The organism is Bradyrhizobium sp. Gha, from assembly GCF_900113735.1.
Taxonomy (GTDB): domain Bacteria; phylum Pseudomonadota; class Alphaproteobacteria; order Rhizobiales; family Xanthobacteraceae; genus Bradyrhizobium.
The window spans coordinates 61,536-79,926 of record NZ_FOQM01000032.1 but is presented as its reverse complement, the minus strand read 5'-3'; the positions used below and the strand labels follow the sequence as shown (position 1 = coordinate 79,926).

Here is an 18,391-nt window from a genome sequence, read left to right as displayed (position 1 = left end):
TACAACGCGCTGCAGAACTCGACAGTCGATTTCCTGCTTGAAGGCGGCGGCTCGAGGTAACCGCCATGTTCAGGAACACCGACGAGATTCCCCACGGCGCGCGCTACGATCTGGTCGTGATCGGCTCCGGTGCCGCTGGGATGGCAGCCGCCCTGTTCGCCGCCATCGAAGGGGGCAAGGTCCTCCTGGTCGAGCGCACCGAATATGTCGGCGGGACCAGCGCATTGTCGGCGGCAACCACGTGGGTGCCCAACTCTCACCATTCCAGCAGCGTCAACCCCGACGACAGCCGGGACAAGGCCCGCAAGTTCCTCGACGGCGTCGTCGGCAATCATTCCGCCCCATCGATGCGGGAAGCATTCCTCGACAGCGCGCCGGAGGCGATCGCGGCGCTGGAAGCGGACAGCCTGGTCAACTTCCGCCCCTACGCGACCCATCCCGACTACGAGCAGCAGTTCGAGGGTGCGATCATGCGCGGCCGAGCGCTAGAGCCGCTGCCGTTCGATGGCCGCAGCCTGGGACCCGATCTCGACAAGATCCGCCCTCCATTCCGGAGTTCACGATTTTCGGTGGCATGATGGTCGACCGCACCGACATCGGCCACCTGCTCGCGATCAAAAAATCAGCGCGCTCCGCGGCGCACGCTTTCAAAATTATCTCTCACTATGCCGGCGATCGGCTCAGGGGCCGCCGCGGCTCGCGACTGGTCATGGGCAGCGCACTGATCGGGCGTTTCCTGGCGTCGCTGAAGGCGCGCGGGGTCGAGATCCTGATCCGGACCAAGGTGCAGGATCTCGCCACCGAGGACGAGGTCGTCACCGGCGTGATCCTCAAATCGGGAGCAACGATCCGCCGCGTCGCCGCCACGAACGGCGTCGTGCTCGCGGCCGGCGGTTTCAACCGGCATCCGCGACGCTTCGCCGAACTAATGCCCCAAGGCGAGACGTACAGCCCTCCGGCGCCGGGACATACCGGCGCCATGCAGGACATCGCATTGCGGCTCGGCGAGGGTAATCTCGACAGCGCCTTCTGGGCGCCGGTGTCGATCCGCAAGCGTGCCGACGGCAGCACGGCGAGCTTCCCACATTTCGTCATGGATCGAAGCAAGCCGGGTACGGTCTGCGTCGATCAGACGGGACGACGCTTCATCAACGAATCAGTCTCCTATCACGTGTTCGGACGAGCGATGTTCGAGCACAACAAGCTGGTGCCGTGCATCCCTTGCTTCATCATCACCGACGCAGTCGGGCTCTGGAAATACGGTCTCGGCATCGTGAGGATGGGCGCGCGCAAGCTCGCCGCCTACCTGGCCGACGGCTACCTGACGGAAGGCGCGAACATCGCCGACCTCGCGGCCAGGATCGACGTTCCGGCAGCCAATCTCGAAACGACGATCGCTGCGATGAATCGTTATGCCGCAACCGGCGCCGATCCCGATTTCGGCCGAGGCACCACCCCTATCACCGCGGCAATGGCGATGCGTCGGTCGGGCCCAATCCAACGCTCGGTCTGATCTCGATCGCGCCCTACTATGCCGTGCGGCTCTATCCCGGCGACATCGGCGCGGCCACGGGTCTCGTCATCAACGAATGGGCGCAAATCACGCGCGCGGACGGCAGTGCGATAGCGGGGCTCTATGCCTCCGGCAACGAGGCCAACTCGATCATGGGCGGTACCTATCCCGGGCCCGGCATCACCATCGGTCCTGCCATCACGTTCGCCTACCGCGCGGTGCGGCACGCCCTTGGCGCAGCCCAGGCGCGGCGCGCAGCGAGCTCCGGAGGCTGATTTGACTGGTGACTACAGTCTCGACTGCGATCTGCTCGTCGTCGGCTCAGGCGCGGGCGGTCTGGCGGCGGCGCTCACCGGCGCCTGCCTTGGTCTCGACGTCATCCCGATCGAGAAGGAAGCACGGCTTAGCGGGACCGCCGCCTGGTCGGACGGCTGGATGTGGATTCCGCGCATTCCGCTGTCGAAAGCCGCCGAGTGGTCGAGGCTCCCGAGCAGCGGCACTCGATCTGCAGCACGAGCTCGCGGACGGCTACGACCCGAGCCGGGTCAAGTCTTGCCTCGAGCAGGGCCCGCGCATGGTCGAGCTCTTCGAGCGTGAGAGCCATCTCGGCCGCGCGATAATTCACTCTGCCCTCCCGTCGTCCACGCCAAACTTGTAATAGTCCGCCAGCGTCGGCAGTGTTCACCAAGCCTAGTCAAGAACGCGATACATCCATTCAGCTTCGCCGAGGGCGAGCCCGCCTGCGATGCGATTGGCGACAACGACCTCGCGTGCCGCTGGAGGGTCTGGAGGCACCCCACCAATGGCCGGGCTCCGTGGCGGCCGTGACATCCCTGGTGCCGAAATAGCCCTGTCAGCCAGGACCACCTTTCCCCCTCGGTAGTCGACCTCGCAGCCCGCGCGCCCCCATGTGCTGCCGAAGAGCAGCACGTCAGCCGCCAGCGTCAGTTCTTCAAGCGACGACGAACCTGCCAAGTGCCTCAGCGATTCGATATCGCCCGCGCTACCCCGGAACAGGCGCTTCTGCGTCCAGCAGGCGCGCTGCCTTGAGATCGCTCCAGAGTGCGGCGGGCACGGAGGCGGTCAACGCTGCTACGTTGCGCTCGACCTCCTGCGCATCATGCGCGCCGAGCACTACGCTCGCGACAGCGGGATGACCAAGCGCGAAATGTAGAGCGGCCGTCGGCAGCGGTACTCCATGAGCCGCGCAGATACGCTGGATTTCGACCACCTTCGAAAGGACGTGCGGCGGCGCATCCTGATAGTTGTACTTGGCGCCCTTGATGGGGCCTGTCGCCAGAATCCCCGAATTGAACACTCCGCCGAGCAGCACCGCAATGCCCTGCTTCAGCGCCAGCGGCATGAACTCCTCGAGTGCCGGCTGCTCCAGCAGCGAATAGCGTCCGGCAAGCAGCATCACCTCGAACGACCCGGCTTGCGCAAAGCGCACGCACATTTCGGCTTCATTGACCCCAATCCCAATGCCCGCGACCACGCGTTCGGAACGAAGCTTGTCGAGCGCTACATAGGCCCCGGACATCGCTTCGCGAAAACGGTCTTCGATCGCGTTCTTACCGTGGGTCCACACATCGACATCATGGATCAGCAACAGGTCGATGCGGTCGGTGCCAAGCCGCAACAGCGATTGCTCGACCGAGCGCATCGTGCCGTCGTAGGAATAGTCAACGACGGCCCGGTGCGGCTGTCCGCCGACAAATCCAGACCGAGTCTCCGGCTGGTGAAAGGGATCCATCCAGCGACCGGTCTTGGTGCAAAGCACAACATCCTTGCGTGGCACACGTCGGAGCGCCGTTCCACAGCGATGTTCCGACAGGCCATTGCCATAGTGAGGCGATGTATCGAGCAAATTGATGCCGAGCTCGAAGGCGCGGCTTGCGGCAGCAATCGCAGTCTGGTCGTCGAGCTCAAGAAATAGGTCGCCCAGTGGCGCGGTTCCGAATCCGAGGATGGAAGCCTCAAGTCCGGTCCGGCCAAGGGTGCGACGCGGTAAAGCCGATTGCGAAACCATGATAGATTGCTACCCTTCTCCGCGGTCTCAATGACGCGCTGGTCTCGTAAGTGGTAATGCGCAGCCTATGTATTTGCCGCGACGTGTCAACGCGAAGGAAGAGCCCCTGCGCAAAGCTGCTTCCGTAACGAAGCGCACGAGCTTTACGCTCGTACAAGGATTTTAAAAGACCTTGGGCTGCCCGAGAGCCGGGATCGGGAGGGGCTCGTGTCGCCCGAGAAGATGAGCTCACGCCCGCCTCGGATTCTCGCTGCCCGCGACCGCAATCACGGCTATGATAATCAACCCAGTCATGACCAAGCGCACGCCGGGACTAGCGCCAAAGATGTTGAGCATCGTGACCAGAAGATACATGAACAGCGCGGCGCCCCAGATGCCGGGAACATTGCCGCGGCCGCCCGCGACCGATGTTCCGCCGATCACGACAACGGCGATCGACGCCAGCAGGAAGTCGTCGCCCATGTTCAGCGCAGACCCGCCTGAAAACCCCGATTGCAAGACGCCGCAGAGGCCAGCGAGCATTGCACTGAGCACGTAGGTCGCAAATCGCGTGCGTCGGACGTCGAGACCAGCGAGCCATGCGGCCCGCTCGTTCTGCCCGATCGCAGCAACCGTCCGGCCATAAATCGTGTGTTTGAGTGTCAGGCCGATGATCGCCGCCAGAGCGGCTACCGCAATCGCCGCGAACGGGACGCCGAAGGCCCGGGCCGTCGCGAAGTCCGCCAGAGGTGCCGGCGGCTTGATGCGAAGGCCTCGTCCGATGGAGATCGCCGTCGATAGCACGAGAAAGCTCGAGGAGAGCGTAGCGATGATCGGTGGAATGCGAAGCAGCCGGATCAGGCCGTAATTAGCCACTCCGACCAAGAAGCTGGCGCCCATCGCGGCTGCGATCCCGACCAGGATGAGCGCGCTCTCGGTGTCCATCAATTTCATCGCGATAACGCCTGACAGGGTCATCGTCGCGGGAATGGACAAATCCACGTTTCCAGGTCCCGTGGTGATCACCATCATCTGGCCGAGCCCGACGATGACCGTGAACGTCGCGAAGGCCAGCGCCGAGGAGAGAATTTCGCCACCGCCGTGTCCTCCGGCGAATACGACAGCCAAGAGCCAGACCAGACCGGCGGCAAGAAAGGAGCCAACCCAAGGCTGACCGAGGAGCCGGCTTAGAAGGCCTTTCATGAGCTTTTCTCCCGGCTGCCCGCGAGTGCTCGCAATGCCAGCACGATGATAAGAACCGCGCCTTGCGCTCCAATCTGCCAGTCCGGTGAGATCCGCAGGAAGATCAGGAAGGCGCCGGCCAGCGCCAGCGTCAGGGCGCCGGCCACGGCACCAATGGGATTGATCCGGCCTCCGATGAACTCGCCACCGCCGAGAATGACGCCGGCGATCGAATAAAGCGTATATCGGTCGGCGACATGGGCATCTGCCGAAGTCGTAAGGCCGAGTAACGCCAATCCGGCCAGCAACCCAAACAAGCCGGCGAGCATGTACATGACGACCTTGGTACCCAGCATCGACCAGCCGGCTCGGTCCAGCGCCTTTGGATTGCCCCCGGCGCCGCGCGCGACGACGCCAAAGCTTGTAGTCATGAGCGCAAGGTGAACGACGAGTCCAATCGCAACCGCAGCAAGGATCGGAAATGGGACATATGGCGTCTGCACCGTCATTATCGCCTTCAATACGGCGGGCGCCTTACCGCCCGGCGAGGGCAGCATCATGACGGCAATTCCAAGCCAGACGAAAGAAAGCCCCAACGTCACCACGATCGAAGGCAGATTCCGCACATGGATCAGGGCCCCGACCACGCCGTACGCCAGCACGCAGGCCATGAGCGCCGAGGCACCCAAAACGGGGTTGGAATTGAGCACCGTTGCGGCAATAACGCCGACCAGGCCCACGAAAGGACCGATGGAGAGGTCCAGATCGTTCACCGTGATGATGAACATCTGCGCGATCGTTGCGAGAGCAATCGGAACGGCATATTGCAGCATAAGGTTCAGGCCGAAATAACTCATGGTCCGCGGCTGCACGTAGAAGGTCGCGGTGAGCACGAATGCAAGCGTTAGGAACGGTAAAGCCGCGCGGAGCAAGCGTGGGTTTGTCATGTCCCGCTCTCCGCAAAGGACGCTCGCAGGACGCGTTGCTCGGAGAAATCGGCAGCCTCGATGGAATCGGAGATCTTTCCATTCCAGAAGACGTAGACCTTGTCGCAATGCGTAAGCTCATCGAGTTCTGTCGTGTACCACAGGAAGCTGCGGCCCGCGGCGGCCTCGGCGCGGATCATGGCGTAGACTTCCAGCTTGGTGCCGATATCGACGCCGCGCATGGGGTCATCCATCAGGATGATCCTGGCGTCCGAGGCGAGCGCCCGGGCGAAAAGGACCTTCTGTTGATTCCCTCCGGACAGGGTTAGAATATTCCGGCCCATGTCGGAGGTTCGAATGCCGATGCGCTCGCGCCAGGCGCGCGCAAGCTTCGCCTCGGCAGCCACGTTGATGAAGCCGCGCTGGATAAGAGAACGTAGCGAAGCGACCGTGACGTTCTCGGCGATGGACCAAAGGTTGAACACGCCCTCATTCTGTCGGTCGCCGGCAACGAAGGCCACCGGCCGGTCGATATCGGCCTGGCCCGCGAAAATCTGCAACAGCAGCCTGGTCTGGCCATGCCCGGCAAGGCCGGCAAGCCCTACGATCTCGCCCTCGCGGACGACAAGCTCGCCGCCCCCGCCTTCACGCTGCGGGCTTGCACGCACCACCACGGCAGAATCGGCCTTAGGGGATTGCCGCCGATCTCCCCTCGCCTCGACCTCCTTGAGGTCCGAGCCCATTGCGGCCATCAGCGAGGAGCGATCGAAGGCCTGGGCCGGACGAGCCGCAACTTGCTTGCCGTCCTTCATCACGACGATGCGGTCGGAGGTCGCAAGGACCTCACCGAGGATGTGCGAAATCAGAATAATTGCGGTACCGCGCGCCGTTTCCTTCCGGATGTAAGACAGCAACTGGCCGGCGGCAACCGCATCAAGCGAGGAGGTCGGCTCGTCCAGGATCACCAGTCGTAGCGGCGCGCTCGTGACCGTGAAAGCGCGCGCGATCTCGACCATCTGGCGCTGGCCGATCGGCAGATGCGCGATCTCGTCGTCGGGAGCGATGCGGTGTCCGGGAAAAATCTCGTCGAGCTTCGCACAGATCAGCGCGCGTGCGCGCCCTTTCCAGCCAAAGCCTCGCAGCGATGCGTGCGTGATGCGGGCATTCTCTGCGACCGAAAGATTGGGGCAGAGCGACAACTCCTGGAATACGCAGCGAATGCCCGCCGCTTGCGAGGCGGCGGCCGACCATTGCGCTTTTGGCTCCGCGCCCCCCACGGTCAATCTGCCGGCGTCCGGCAGCAGCGCGCCGGCCAGCACATGCATCAGGGTCGATTTACCAGCGCCGTTGTGGCCGACCAGTCCCAGGCATTCGCCGACGGCGACCACGAGATCGACGCCCGCCAGCGCACGAACGGCGCCGAACGATTTTTCGACGCCGTCCAGTCTAATGGCTTCAGTGCTCAAGGATCAGATCTTACTTGCTCGCTCCGGCGACGACCTTCGCGGCGTCGTCGGCTGTGTACTCGACATTGGCAACACCGCCCTTCTCCGTCGTGGCCAGCGACTTCTCAAGGTCTGCTTGGTCGATCTGAAGGAAGGGTACGGTCAAGTCCTTCGGCACTTGCTTCCCGTCGAGGATCATCTGCGCGACCCAGAAGGCGAGAGTCGAGACGCCCGGCGCGATCGAAACGGACATCGTCTCGTAACCGTTCTTGTCCTTTTGCTCTTTCCACCATTGCAGTTCGTCCTGGCGATTGCCCATGACGATGAGCGGGGTCGGTCGTCCGGCCGCCGCAAACGCTTGCGCTGCCCCATAACCGTCGCCGCCTTGGGTGACGACCGCCTTGATCTCAGGAAGTGAGGGCAGAATGCCCGCGACCTCCTTCTGCGCCACTTCCTGCGCCCAGTTGCCGTGCACCGATCCGACGATCTTGTACTGCGGATTGGCTTTGACGCCGTCCTCGATGCCCGAGTGAATGGCATCGTCCACGAACACGCCGGCAAGGCCGCGAATTTCGAGCAGGTTGCCGCCCGCCGGCATCTTCTTGGTCAAGTAATCGACCTCGACGCGCCCCATCTTCTTGAAGTCGACCGCGACACGCCAAGCGCATGGCTCGGTTACAATGCCATCAAACGACACCACCGTGATCCCTGCGTCACAGGCCTGCTTGATGACGCCGTTCAGCGCGTCGGGAGAGGCTGCATTCACGACGATCGCGTTGTAGCCCTGCAGAATGAGGTTCTGGATCTGGGCTGCCTGCTCGGTGACCTGGTTCTCCGAAGTCGTGTAAGCGTCGGCGGCTGCCACGATGCCGGAGGCAACGGCGGGCTTCGTCACCTTGTCCCAGCTCTTCAACATCGCCTGACGCCATGAATTGCCGGCGTAGTTGTTCGAGAGCGCGATCTTCTTGTCCTTGGTGTCGGCGACCGCGGCGCTGGCGGCGACCAGCAGACCCACAGAAACAATGCCAAAAACTGTCTTCCTCATGCCTTGCTCCCATGTCTATCCTAGAAGGCCGATGCAGCGGCCACTCGTTCTTTATGCCGAGTGGGGCACACGCTAACACAATTTATCGAGCTGACAATCTCGACCCGCTACATCTGGCTGAGGTGAACACCTCAACGGGATTCCCACGAACGAAAAGCCCTCTAGCCGATCGCACCATCGCACCACAGCGAGCGTTTTGCCGGCATCGCGAACTGCAGGCAGCTACCGCTGCTTTTCACGGCCTTTGCGCCGCGCAAACGAGCTCTGCCTTCCGCCGTGCCGTCTCCAAACCGAGCGCAATGAACCGACGAGCATGACGCGCCAGCTCCATGTTGTCGGTCCACAGATTGCGCCAGATGGCGGCTTTCCTGGATAAGTTCTCGTCCACGATCTCGGAGGAGAACGATTCGAAACTGAGATCGTCCTTGTAGCCGATCGCCGTGAGCGCGTCGAAAGCTCCTGCGAAATCGATGTTGCCGGTGCCGAGGAAGCCACGATGGCTCTCGCCGATATGTACGTAGCCGATCTTGTTCGCGGCACGGCGGATGGCGAGCCCGATGTCGGCCTCCTCCAGGTTCATATGGAAGGTGTCGAGATGAAGGAAGATGTTGTCAGAGCCGCTGTCCTCAATGAAGGCTAGCCCTTGTGCGGTGGTGTTGAGCAGATTGCTTTCGAAGCGATTGACGATCTCCAGATTGAGTGTGACACCGGCCGCCTTGGCTCTTACCGCGGCCTCGGCAAGCGTCGCCGCGCTCCGATTCCACTGATCACGGGTGGACGCCGTGGTCTGCAGTCCATGACCGGATGACAGGATGCCGGCGAGCTTCCGGCCACCGAGATCGCGCGTCAGCGCTATCGTTCTGTTCAGGATTTCAATGCCGCGCGCGGCGATCGCGCTCTCGGCGCTGGAAATATCGCCTTCAGCCGGCAGACCGATGCTGATCACCACGCCGAGGTCCAGGTCAGCAATGCGCCCGGCCAGCCTGTCGATATCGACATGGGCGGCATCGAGATAGGAGAACTCGATGAGATCGAAGCCGGCCTCCTTGGTGTTGGCCAGCGTCCGTTCGAGGTCGGCTTGCGCCGAACTGGCCGACCAGACGAAAGAATGGATTCCAATGCGCGACATGATCATCTCCGGCTGCCGGGAAATTGGGTGCAGCCGCAGCGAGGCGACCGCACCGACGTTTAGAGCAGCTCTAGACACCCGCCGCCAGCGCCTTCTTAACCACCGGAGCGATCGCCTTTGCGTCCACTGCGTTGAGCATGATCACGTCGACGCCGGCGGCGATAAGCGCTCATCCGGGAGCTGGACATTCCGTTATCGCTGGGCCAGCCGTGAGATGTCCGCGACGGTCACCTTGACCGTGCGGGTTTGTCCAGCACGGTCGATGGTCAGCTCCAACTCCTTGCCGATCCCCACATCATCAAGAATCGAAGTCAATTCCTCCATGCTGTGGACCGGCTTCCCGTTGGCGTCGGTTATGATGTCCCGGATTACCCCGTCCTCGCTCACACCTTCAATTCCCGCCTGCGCGGCGGGAGAACCGGGCAGAGTGCGTAAAATGATCACTCCATCGATCCCGAGGCTTGTGGCCTCATCTTGCTTGGCAGCGACGATACCGATACCCGCCAACGGCACGCGACCATTGCGGATCAACTCGGCCGCGACGCGGTTGACGATGTCTACCGGAATGGCGAATCCAATTCCGGCAGAAGCTCCGGAACCGGAAAGAATGGCGCTGTTCACCCCGATCAGCCGTCCTGCGCTGTCGAGCAACGGGCCACCGGAATTCCCCGGATTGATCGGCGCGTCAGTCTGAATCATCCCTTTGACCTCGCGCGCAGTGACCGAGGGCAGCTTTCGGCCAAGCGCACTCACGATGCCGGAGGTCAAAGTCTGGTCGAGACCGTAAGGGTTGCCGATCGCGAACGTGCTTTGCCCCACCTGCAGGTCAGCCGAACGGCCCACAGCAATGGGGCGCAACGCCGATCTTGGCCGCTCCAACTGAAGAACGGCGAGGTCGTAATTCGGAGCGGCGCCCACGACATGCGCGCCGACAAACTCGCCCGACGTCAGCCGAACTCCGATCTGGCCCGTGCCACTGATGACGTGATTGTTGGTAATCACGTGCCCGGCGACATCCCATATGATTCCGGAGCCAGATTGCACGACGTTGTCCTGATCGTCGGAAAACATCGTTGTGCTTGGCTTTCCGCGGGCGAATACGTGTACGACGGATGGAGAGACTTCCCTGAAGAGACGAATCGTCTCCTGCTCGCTTTTAGCCAGGTCGGCCCGCGGCGTGACAGTGCGAGGAGCGGAGGCAGAAAACCATAGAGCTGACACGTAGGGCTGTAAAACCCAGAGGGTGGCCAATACCAGCACCCAGGCGATGACCACGCGCAGGAAACGAATAGGCACCCGTATGCCTCCTTGCCGGCACCTCAATCACAAGAGCGCCCAATCGTTCCGAGTGGTCGTTCAGACGCCCGGGGCCGAGCTGCACACCCGGGGCCTCTCCCCCGATACTGCACACGCTGCGCCATTCTGGAGCGCAAGCAACACCCCCTCAGCCTCGCTGGATCTGCGCTACTTCCGCTTTCCGGAACTTCTTGGAAGCTGGCGAGCCCCGGGACCGACCGGCTGGCGGCCGCGCCCTTCGCGCCAGATCGCAGGGTGCGCACGCCCGGTCTTCATGGGCTCAAACACGGACACACCATGCGGGCCGATCGTCGTGGCCACTGAATTACCGTCCCTCGTGTTCGCCTGCACTCTCGAATGAAAGGGCCACACCATCGCCGTGCCCCCGATAGGAACACTTGTTTTCTCCCCGATTTCTGCCTCTAGGAGAACCTGCACATGACTTATCCAAACGACAACCGACCCGCAAACCAGTATCGACGGAACAACCGAGGAGGCTGGGTGGTTTTGGCCATCTGTGTGGTCCTCATCATTGCTGCCGGGGTCTACTACTCGGGCCGGCACAATACGACCGCGTCGAACCAATCCACTTCGCCGACAACGGCAACTACCGGATCGAACACAGGAAATCCAGCGACGCCCAAGAAATAGCTAACCTGAGCAAGGAGGTTGGTAAGCTGGTCGCGTCACCAAAACAGATACGCCTTGCGTCATCCGAACCGGCTGAAGAGCTCGGTGGCAATTGATGCTGCCGGTCTCGGCGCGAGAGGCAGAAGTGCCTTAAGGATTCCGTCCGCATCACATCACGCGGCGGCCTCGGCTTTGCCTCGCGGTCCAGGATCGGGCGCCACCTGTTCGATACGTCCGGTGCGCCAAAAGACCTGATCTACATGAGGTCGCCGACTCCAACGAGCGGTCCAAAGCGTTCACGCCTATCGCGTCGAGATTAGCCCATTCGCTGTCGCAACTATCCAGCGATTACCCCAACGCACGATGGAGTCGATTCGGCCGATGCCAGGGACCACATCGCCCTGCGCTGCCATGCGAATCCCATCCGGCCCTTCGAGCACGGCCGTTCCGCCGCGAACCTCGAGGACTGCCCAACCCGCAATGGTCGCTGGTCTTGTTTCGGGGACCGACAGGCGCGGCCCCGCAGGCGCGAGCGAGCCAGTCACAGACACGTCCGCGTCGAGAGTCGAAGAAGCTAGGCTCGAAGCGTCCGTCGATTGCGTCCCGCTCGACGGTTTAGCCAAGGGTTTCTGAACAATGCTAGCGATGACTGTGGAGGGCTGACCTAAAGCAGGTGGCGTCCGCGAGGCTGATGCTGATGCAATCTTTCGGGCGCTTTCAGCCTTACCGGCTGACTTTATGTCCGGCATGCGGCGCCAGCCCGTTTCTACCTGGGCAATTGGCTTGAGAGCTGAGATAGCTGCAGGACCGTACCAAGCAGCAGCCCAACCCAGTCCAAAGCCCCCAGCCAAGGCGGCCACGACGAGCCAAGTACTGAGCATCGAATGACTGCTTGGCGCCAAAAGGGCGAGGACCTCATCTCGAGTAGAGGTCGAGAAATCAAGGTGATCGAGAGTGACGGGCGCCGTCGCGACCTCGCCGCTGCCGTCATCCGCGACGGTCACGATCCTTTCCAAGATATTCGCATGATGCGATTGCATGCTCGGGTCCCTTGCGGTCGTCAATGATCATGCCGGAACCTAAACCAACCCTTAACAGCCGGGGCATTCGGCACGTGTAAGAGAGCAGTCGCTCGCGAAGGCTGCCCAAGGGATAGGACCGGCCCACGTGCTAGGCAGCGACCAAAGGGCAGAAGGGGACGACCAAGCCTGAGGGGTCGCAGAGCGCGTGAATGCCCCCTGCAGCTTTGCCGACGAGATCAAACTTGCGGAGTGAAACCGATCCGAAAGACAAGCGAAAGGAGTGGAGTGCGAGAACGATCTAGCGTCGCCTACGAGCCGCTCACGCGAGAAGGATTGCCAGGACGAGCCGTATCCCCACGGCCAGCGGTAGAAGGAGAGCGCTTCGACGGAGCTAGTTGTCGCGAGCTCGCAGAGCGTTCAGGTGATGATCGAGCTTGCCACGTCGACATGGTTGGGAAGCTCGCGCCAGATCGCGTTACCTCCACCTCATGGTCCAGTTTCCGCGCAGAACCGAAGCATTGGAGCAACAGTCTCACAGCCCTTTGAACAGTGCGCGATTCTTAATTTGCGTCGTGTGCGCGATTCAGGCCTGCTCTCTGGCGAAGCAGATAGTGGCAGGGGGACGTCGAGAATGATCGTACGGGTGGCTATTGTTGCGTTGTTGCTGATCCCGCTGGGGTCCGAAGCCTTCGCTTCGCGTCATCACAGGCCCGCGGGGCGCATCTCGTGCAGCGAGGTCAGATACTACGTCGCGAAATATTCGGCACAAATGGCTGAGATGTACGCCCGTAGTCACGGCGCCACCGACGCACAGATCGATCGAGCGCGACGTTGCTTGGCCTCAAACGAGACTGCCGAAACTGAGCGACCGCGCGCTTATACCGATTGAAGTGGTAGATCGGCTCTCCAAACGGCGTGATGTGTGGCCTCCGGCAGCAGCTCGTCGCCATGACCGCTCCTTTGCAACCGCGAGCTGCTGGCTCGTCCTTGCATTCGGAGCCCGATCTCGTGGCACGAGCACAATGAATCCATCGCGCCGCCAGATTTGAGCCGCATAGGTGCCTAGGTCTGCCCGAAGGGTTATGGCGGGCGGGGCGCAACACCGGGAGTTTTCGATGTCCGGTTATTTGCGATTGTACTTCGTCAGTTTCGTTCTTGTTGAAGCTCTTTCGACCGCGCCTGCATCCTCCAATTCTCTTGCGGATCTCTTCAATACTACCGCACCCGCGCCTGCGGTGACCTCTCCGCCAGAAGCGGAATGCGTGGGACGCCCCGGCAACTCGGCCCCCGACGGCCAGCATTGGGTCTATCGAGTGGACGGGCATCGCAAATGCTGGTTCCTGACCGAGGGTATCGCGAAGGTGAAGAAGCCCGTTCGTCGGCGCGTGACCAAAGATAAAGATAGTGTCGCCAGTTTGGACGAGAGTGGGACCGCGCGGCCCAGGCAGAGCGGAACCCTTGATGCGCGCGCGGAGTTGCTGCGCTCAATGCCGGTCGAGCAGCCTCATCCGGAAGTCAACGTTGCCGATGCTGGATCCGATCTCAGTGCGACCACCGCTCTGCCGTCGGCGACCATCATCGCCGAGCACAGCCCCCGGCCCACGCTCTCGGTGTCGGGCCAAGATCAAGTCGATGTTGAGCAACTTCTCGCGGCCGCGCCGGCCAACGACACGCGGACTTCGTCCGAATCTCCGACTATGCCGGTCGACGTGCTTATGCCCACCGCAGAGGCGCCGAGCCGGACGGCAACTTGGCTGGGCGTACTACTGATGGTGCTGGGAATGCTCTCCATCTTGAGCTCGAGCCGCTCGCTTCGGCACGCGGTCAGATTACACTTCTGAGGCGCACTGCACCGGGCGGGATCACCGCATGCGCCATGCAGGCGGCGAGACGTCCAGCCGAACAAATCCATGGCGAGGACGACGTTGAGGCTTTGGGACCGCGATCGGCGGGTCGCAGTGTTTCGAGGCGCAGCGTCGAACGAAAATCCTGGCGATGGGGCAACGCCGTCAGAGTTGCCTGCCACAGCTCAGCAGCAGCCACTCGCAATCGTGGTTAGTGGCCGTCTCGGTCTAGCTCTCGCAACAGTCGATGAAGGAAGTCGCTGGCGTGATTATATTGTGCGCCGCCGTCCAGAATCTGATGAGCGAGTGGTGACATTATGTTGCCAACAGCCTCAGGGCCAATCAGCTCCGCCCGCGATGACCACAGTTCCAACAGCCCATCCGGGATGTGTTCGCTCGATCCGAACAGTTTGAGGAGCCGGCCTTCAGCCACACCGTTATGATCGTGGTGGGCCTTGGCCGCATAAAAAGCGAACAACCCTCGAAAGGCCTCGCGGGAAACCGAAGGCTTTGCCATCGCAATGTCCCCCAGAAATTTGTAAAGGTATTTTCGAAATCTGGAACTGAACTGAGACTAATCTCTCGAAATCCTCACGCGAAGACTCTATGTACAGCATACCGGGAAAAAATGGCAATCCTTTAATCCATGTTAGATGGGGCACACTGCCCGTGGACGTATCGCGACCGGCTTTGTTCAATGCTTAACCGCACAACCTGCCGCTCAGGTCGCTAAGACTTTGGGCCTAAAGCCGGGCTCGCTGGCCCTGCGGCCTTCATCTTGACCGTCACTTTACGGTTTTCGCCGAGATTCGGCTGCTGGCCGGTCAACCTGGCCTTGGCGAACTCAAATGCCACCACGGCGGAGCTCGCCGGGCCGTCCCACAATTCTGCGGTGACAGGCTCTATGCGCAACAATGATACGTCCGGATCGTCGGGGCCGCCGGGCCACCATACCTCGTCGGTCTTGCGCCACACCACCTTGGTCCTTTCCGGATCGCGCACAACCGAGGCGCGGCCGGTGATCGATAGATAGACGTTGCTGCTAGAATTGATGAAGACGAGACCGACATCAGGCGCGGCTTCGATTTCATTCTCCTTGGGACTATGGATGTCCGTAACGAAGAAGATCGCACCGGCATCGCGGTCGGGTCTTGCTTCTAGCGGTCGCGCGCGTAGCCCACCGCCGAACTGCGTGGTCAGCATGCACACACCGGCCGTTTCGATGATGTCCCAGACCCGGTCGATAGGATCGTTCTTGCTCATGACACGAACCAAAGTAGCAGTGGATCCGAACCGGCTATGTGGGGCCATTCGCGGCCGCGGTAGCAACGCGCGCAGGCATCTTTGAAACCGGCATCGCCCACATCCGTTCCTCGTCCTTACAATATCTTGGCCGTTGTGAACCTGCGCTGAGCGGGGCGATCGCTCTGGCGTCGCCGCCAAGGACAATTAGCCAAGCCATGCAGCCTTGACCGCGCCTATGGGCGAAGGCCTCACTCAAGGCTTCCCGTCCTTCGCGTCGGACGAAGCACTGGCTCGGCGTTCGTATTCTTCTGCCATTGCGGTGAGCCGCTCGATCACCTCAGGATCGGTGATGGAAGCAGCCAAGCGCCTGCACCTCTGGGCTTCGGCGAGTAATTGGGTCTTCTCGTCTTCCATTTCAGCTCCACCCCGCCGGGGCGGGGCACGGCCCTTCCGCGCGGCACACGTGCGTCAGCCGTCCTTCGGCGCATCACTTTTATCCTTCGCGGGCCAACGCTCGCCCTGACCCGCACCCTCCCGCCGCCGCACAGCATCTGGCGGCCTCACTATCGACTTCGGCGACCGTCAGCTCGGTCTTGGGCTTCCAGTCGAGCGCCAGGTCGAGCCGTCTTTGAGCTCGACGATGTGGCTCCCGGAATGGGAGTGGATCTTCAACCGGCGCGTCCCTGACGTCCCGCTCGGCGGTAGCTACTTCTGCCCGGAGGGCGCCTGCGCATTCGAATCGTTCGGGCTCTTTTGTTTATTGGCTTCATGATGCCCGATTGCGCATCCCGCCGCAGCGCCAAGCTTGCCGTGACCGGCCATGTGGCCCGCGACACCGCCTACGATGGCTCCTTTGATGCAGCCCTTTGCGTCCGCGCCGGAGGCGGAAGCCAGCGCTATTGCGGCCACGAACGCCGCCGTGAACATCAATTTCATGAGCTTCTCCTCCCTCGTTTTCGCAAGATCAATTCGATCAGGAGGCGGTCGTTCCCGCTGCGAGCACGTTCCTGACTGCAGGTTCGCAATTTGGTCATCCAGGGAAATCGGCCTCGTCGGCGAACCGTCTCGCAAAGGAGCAAGTCGCTCGCCTCCGAGTTTCCCATCTGCTGGAACGGATCGTCCATGCCTGGAGAGGTTATGCGCGGGATCAAGGAGAGCAGACGGTCCAGGAGGTCCCGCTTCCTCCGCGACGCGATGGTCGACGTGCAAATTGCCAGCCGCGGCATCTGCAGCAGGCAGGTCCTGCTGGCGATGCGGCAGGTGCCCCGCGAAGTCTTCCTTGATCGGCGGTTCGCCGAAGCCGCGTACGAAGACAGTGCGGTACCGATCCCGAAAGGGCAGACCATTTCTCAGCCCTACATCGTCGCGAGAATGCTCGAGGCCGCCGCGATCACCAAGTCGGACCGGATTCTGGAGATCGGGGCGGGCTCGGGTTATCTGGCGGCACTCGCCGCCAAGCTCGGGCGAGAGGTTTGCGCGATCGAGCGCCACGAGACATTGGTGCGACGCGCCCGATCGCGCCTTCGGCATCTCGGCTGTCTCAACGTGGATCTGCGTCATGGCGATGGGACCGCAGGATGGCCGCAGGGCGGCGAGTTCGACGTGATCCTGGTATCGGCGGCCAGCGCACAGGTGCCCGTGATCCTCAAGACTCAACTGGCTCCGTCGGGACGACTTCTTATCCCGCTCGGCGATCCTGACGGTGTGCAGTGGCTCACGAAGCTGACAAGAAAGGCGGACGGTCAATTCGTCGACGAAAGAATAGAGGAGGTCCGCTTCGTCCCTCTTGTCTCCGCCAAGGAGCCGCGGACGTCATGACGGCCAACCTCGACCTTGCGAAACCTCCGAACTCAAGATGCGCTGGCCCGTGCCCGTCCGCAAGCTTCCCGGCGCCGCTCGCGGCGTTCGCGCCGCCGTTTCGCCCGCTCCGCGGGCTGTCGCAGCACAGGCACCTGTGCTGCGGCAGCCTCGGGCGCAGGCTCCTCGATCTGGTCGGTCCCAGGGCGAGCCTCCAGGAATTCCAGCGCTTTCCGCCCCTTCGCGGTGATCTTCCAGCCGCCGCTTTCGCGCTCGACCAAGCCTTGCGAGAAGATGTCGAGATCCGGCATGCGCGCAGAGAGCCGCCGCGTGCGCTCCGCCCAATCGCGGCCGCTCGTCGCCAGAATCGCCATGTCGCGCTTGAGGTCGGCCATCACGGCGAAGCCAGCCGGATAACTCACCAAAATCTTTAGCACCGTAATCTGGAAGTTCACCGCGGCCCCTGCCCGGTTAGCGCTACATGACCGGCGGGCGCGAGAGTGCGTGGTGACCGACCTGTCGGAGAGCTTCGGGCGAGATTTGGCCGTTGGTAGCGGCTTCCAAGATATTCGACGTGCGTGTGTGGCCCGATCTCGCGCTGCGAAATGCTATCGCAAACTTCATCGAGGACCGCGCGCAAAAGCACGGTAGTGGCGGTATCGAACATGAATTGCCCCCAGACGGGAAAACCCAACAAGCATAGCGGCTTTTTCAAGCCTTGGGAGTCATATATGTTAAGACGGCCGCCACCAGGCGGTCCTCTTCCCAGTCAATCCACAACGGCCGAAAAACCCGATCTGCTGGTTCTGCCCGGCTTGGGCGACAGTCTCTGCCCCGTGACGATGTTGCGGTCTCGGATAATGCGTACTGCATCCACCCTTTCAGCATAAACGAGGCCCCGCAAGTCCGCGGCCCACCGTACTGCGAAAGTCTACAGCCTTCTAAAAGGGTCCGCGGAACTCGCGATTGCTTTTGCACATTGATCCGTTCGGTGGCTCGAATGGCGCGGATCGAAGACTACGCCCTCATCGGTGATTGTGAAACTGGAGGATTGGTCGGGCGCGACGGTTCGATTGATTGGCTCTGCCTTCCGCGCTTCGATTCCGACAGTTGTTTCGGGCGGCTGCTCGGAGATGAGAAGAACGGGTTTTGGAAGATAGGCCCCGGCGGTCAATACGAAAGCGAGCGCCGGTACCATCGGGGCACCTTGATCCTAGATACGATCTTCACGAGCGATCAAGGTCGAGTCCGCCTTATCGACTTCATGCCGCCAAGGCAAATCTGTCGAAGATCGTCAGAATCGTAGAAG

19 protein-coding genes and 1 pseudogene are annotated in these 18,391 nt (G+C 61.9%); 7 read left to right on the top strand and 13 right to left on the bottom strand.

Annotated features, from left to right (window positions below; genetic code table 11):
- The first annotated feature begins 65 nt into the window (after positions 1–65).
- From BM222_RS43115 to BM222_RS30015, 4 genes are read left to right on the top strand one after another with little or no spacing between them, the layout of a single operon-like run.
- The gene (locus tag BM222_RS43115; RefSeq protein ID WP_349509885.1) at positions 66–578 is read left to right on the top strand and encodes an FAD-dependent oxidoreductase; all 513 of its coding nucleotides are present in this window, start codon (positions 66–68) and stop codon (positions 576–578) included.
- Complete coding sequence (locus BM222_RS30020) at positions 575–1,513, top strand: FAD-binding protein (RefSeq protein ID WP_349509884.1); 939 nt, start codon at positions 575–577, stop codon at positions 1,511–1,513. The genes BM222_RS43115 and BM222_RS30020 overlap by 4 nt, the downstream gene beginning before the upstream one ends.
- The gene (locus BM222_RS42405) at positions 1,510–1,788 is read left to right on the top strand and encodes an FAD-binding protein (RefSeq protein ID WP_502690955.1); all 279 of its coding nucleotides are present in this window, start codon (positions 1,510–1,512) and stop codon (positions 1,786–1,788) included. The genes BM222_RS30020 and BM222_RS42405 overlap by 4 nt, the downstream gene beginning before the upstream one ends.
- A complete protein-coding gene (locus BM222_RS30015; protein WP_244547314.1) occupies positions 1,745–2,110 on the top strand; it encodes an FAD-binding protein in 366 nt (121 codons plus the stop codon). Before BM222_RS42405 ends, BM222_RS30015 begins: the two co-directional genes overlap by 44 nt.
- 406 nt (positions 2,111–2,516) lie before the next feature.
- Here the strand turns inward: BM222_RS30015 and BM222_RS30010 are convergent, their stop codons facing one another.
- From BM222_RS30010 to BM222_RS29980, 8 genes and pseudogenes are all read right to left on the bottom strand, one after another.
- The gene (locus BM222_RS30010) at positions 2,517–3,542 is read right to left on the bottom strand and encodes an aldo/keto reductase (protein ID WP_092236298.1); all 1,026 of its coding nucleotides are present in this window, start codon (positions 3,540–3,542) and stop codon (positions 2,517–2,519) included.
- Between the two features lie 228 nt (positions 3,543–3,770).
- On the bottom strand, positions 3,771–4,724 hold the full coding sequence (locus BM222_RS30005; RefSeq protein ID WP_092236294.1) for an ABC transporter permease: 954 nt from the start codon (positions 4,722–4,724) through the stop codon (positions 3,771–3,773).
- The gene (locus BM222_RS30000; protein ID WP_092236290.1) at positions 4,721–5,650 is read right to left on the bottom strand and encodes an ABC transporter permease; all 930 of its coding nucleotides are present in this window, start codon (positions 5,648–5,650) and stop codon (positions 4,721–4,723) included. Before BM222_RS30000 ends, BM222_RS30005 begins: the two co-directional genes overlap by 4 nt.
- Positions 5,647–7,095: a sugar ABC transporter ATP-binding protein gene (locus BM222_RS29995; protein ID WP_092236286.1), complete on the bottom strand. Its 1,449-nt coding sequence runs from the start codon at positions 7,093–7,095 to the stop codon at positions 5,647–5,649. The genes BM222_RS30000 and BM222_RS29995 overlap by 4 nt, the downstream gene beginning before the upstream one ends.
- 10 nt (positions 7,096–7,105) lie before the next feature.
- Positions 7,106–8,119 carry an ABC transporter substrate-binding protein gene (locus BM222_RS29990; RefSeq protein WP_092236283.1) on the bottom strand — a complete coding sequence of 338 codons (1,014 nt, stop codon included), beginning with the start codon at positions 8,117–8,119 and terminating at the stop codon, positions 7,106–7,108.
- A gap of 235 nt (positions 8,120–8,354) precedes the next feature.
- Positions 8,355–9,248, bottom strand: a complete 894-nt coding sequence (locus BM222_RS29985; protein ID WP_092236280.1) for a sugar phosphate isomerase/epimerase family protein — start codon at positions 9,246–9,248, stop codon at positions 8,355–8,357.
- A gap of 73 nt (positions 9,249–9,321) precedes the next feature.
- Positions 9,322–9,417 (bottom strand): annotated as a pseudogene (locus BM222_RS43110) (ABC transporter); the annotation flags it as partial.
- A 23-nt stretch (positions 9,418–9,440) separates the two neighbouring features.
- Positions 9,441–10,544 carry a S1C family serine protease gene (locus tag BM222_RS29980; RefSeq protein WP_092236277.1) on the bottom strand — a complete coding sequence of 368 codons (1,104 nt, stop codon included), beginning with the start codon at positions 10,542–10,544 and terminating at the stop codon, positions 9,441–9,443.
- 2,767 nt (positions 10,545–13,311) lie between these two features.
- On the opposite strand from BM222_RS29980, the gene BM222_RS29965 reads away from it, so the two are divergent.
- Complete coding sequence (locus BM222_RS29965; RefSeq protein WP_092236341.1) at positions 13,312–14,037, top strand: hypothetical protein; 726 nt, start codon at positions 13,312–13,314, stop codon at positions 14,035–14,037.
- A 214-nt stretch (positions 14,038–14,251) separates the two neighbouring features.
- On the opposite strand, the gene BM222_RS29960 is transcribed toward BM222_RS29965, so the two are convergent.
- The 4 genes from BM222_RS29960 to BM222_RS29950 form a co-directional block, all read right to left on the bottom strand.
- Positions 14,252–14,557, bottom strand: coding sequence for a hypothetical protein (locus BM222_RS29960; protein WP_092236269.1), 306 nt, complete (start codon positions 14,555–14,557; stop codon positions 14,252–14,254).
- Between the two features lie 212 nt (positions 14,558–14,769).
- Positions 14,770–15,303, bottom strand: coding sequence for a pyridoxamine 5'-phosphate oxidase family protein (locus tag BM222_RS29955; RefSeq protein ID WP_092236266.1), 534 nt, complete (start codon positions 15,301–15,303; stop codon positions 14,770–14,772).
- 234 nt (positions 15,304–15,537) lie between these two features.
- Positions 15,538–15,699 carry a hypothetical protein gene (locus BM222_RS41450; RefSeq protein WP_177243556.1) on the bottom strand — a complete coding sequence of 54 codons (162 nt, stop codon included), beginning with the start codon at positions 15,697–15,699 and terminating at the stop codon, positions 15,538–15,540.
- A 291-nt stretch (positions 15,700–15,990) separates the two neighbouring features.
- Positions 15,991–16,221 (bottom strand): hypothetical protein, encoded by a 231-nt coding sequence (locus tag BM222_RS29950; RefSeq protein ID WP_092236263.1) that lies wholly within the window; start codon positions 16,219–16,221, stop codon positions 15,991–15,993.
- 201 nt (positions 16,222–16,422) lie between these two features.
- Here BM222_RS29950 and BM222_RS29945 point away from each other — a divergent pair, with 201 nt between their 5' ends.
- On the top strand, positions 16,423–17,103 hold the full coding sequence (locus tag BM222_RS29945; protein WP_177243555.1) for a protein-L-isoaspartate(D-aspartate) O-methyltransferase: 681 nt from the start codon (positions 16,423–16,425) through the stop codon (positions 17,101–17,103).
- 32 nt (positions 17,104–17,135) lie between these two features.
- Here the strand turns inward: BM222_RS29945 and BM222_RS29940 are convergent, their stop codons facing one another.
- A complete protein-coding gene (locus BM222_RS29940) occupies positions 17,136–17,537 on the bottom strand; it encodes a hypothetical protein (protein ID WP_092236257.1) in 402 nt (133 codons plus the stop codon).
- 545 nt (positions 17,538–18,082) lie between these two features.
- Between BM222_RS29940 and BM222_RS42390 the strand changes: the two genes are divergently transcribed.
- Positions 18,083–18,388, top strand: a complete 306-nt coding sequence (locus BM222_RS42390; RefSeq protein WP_244547313.1) for a trehalase-like domain-containing protein — start codon at positions 18,083–18,085, stop codon at positions 18,386–18,388.
- Positions 18,389–18,391: the final 3 nt, after the last annotated feature.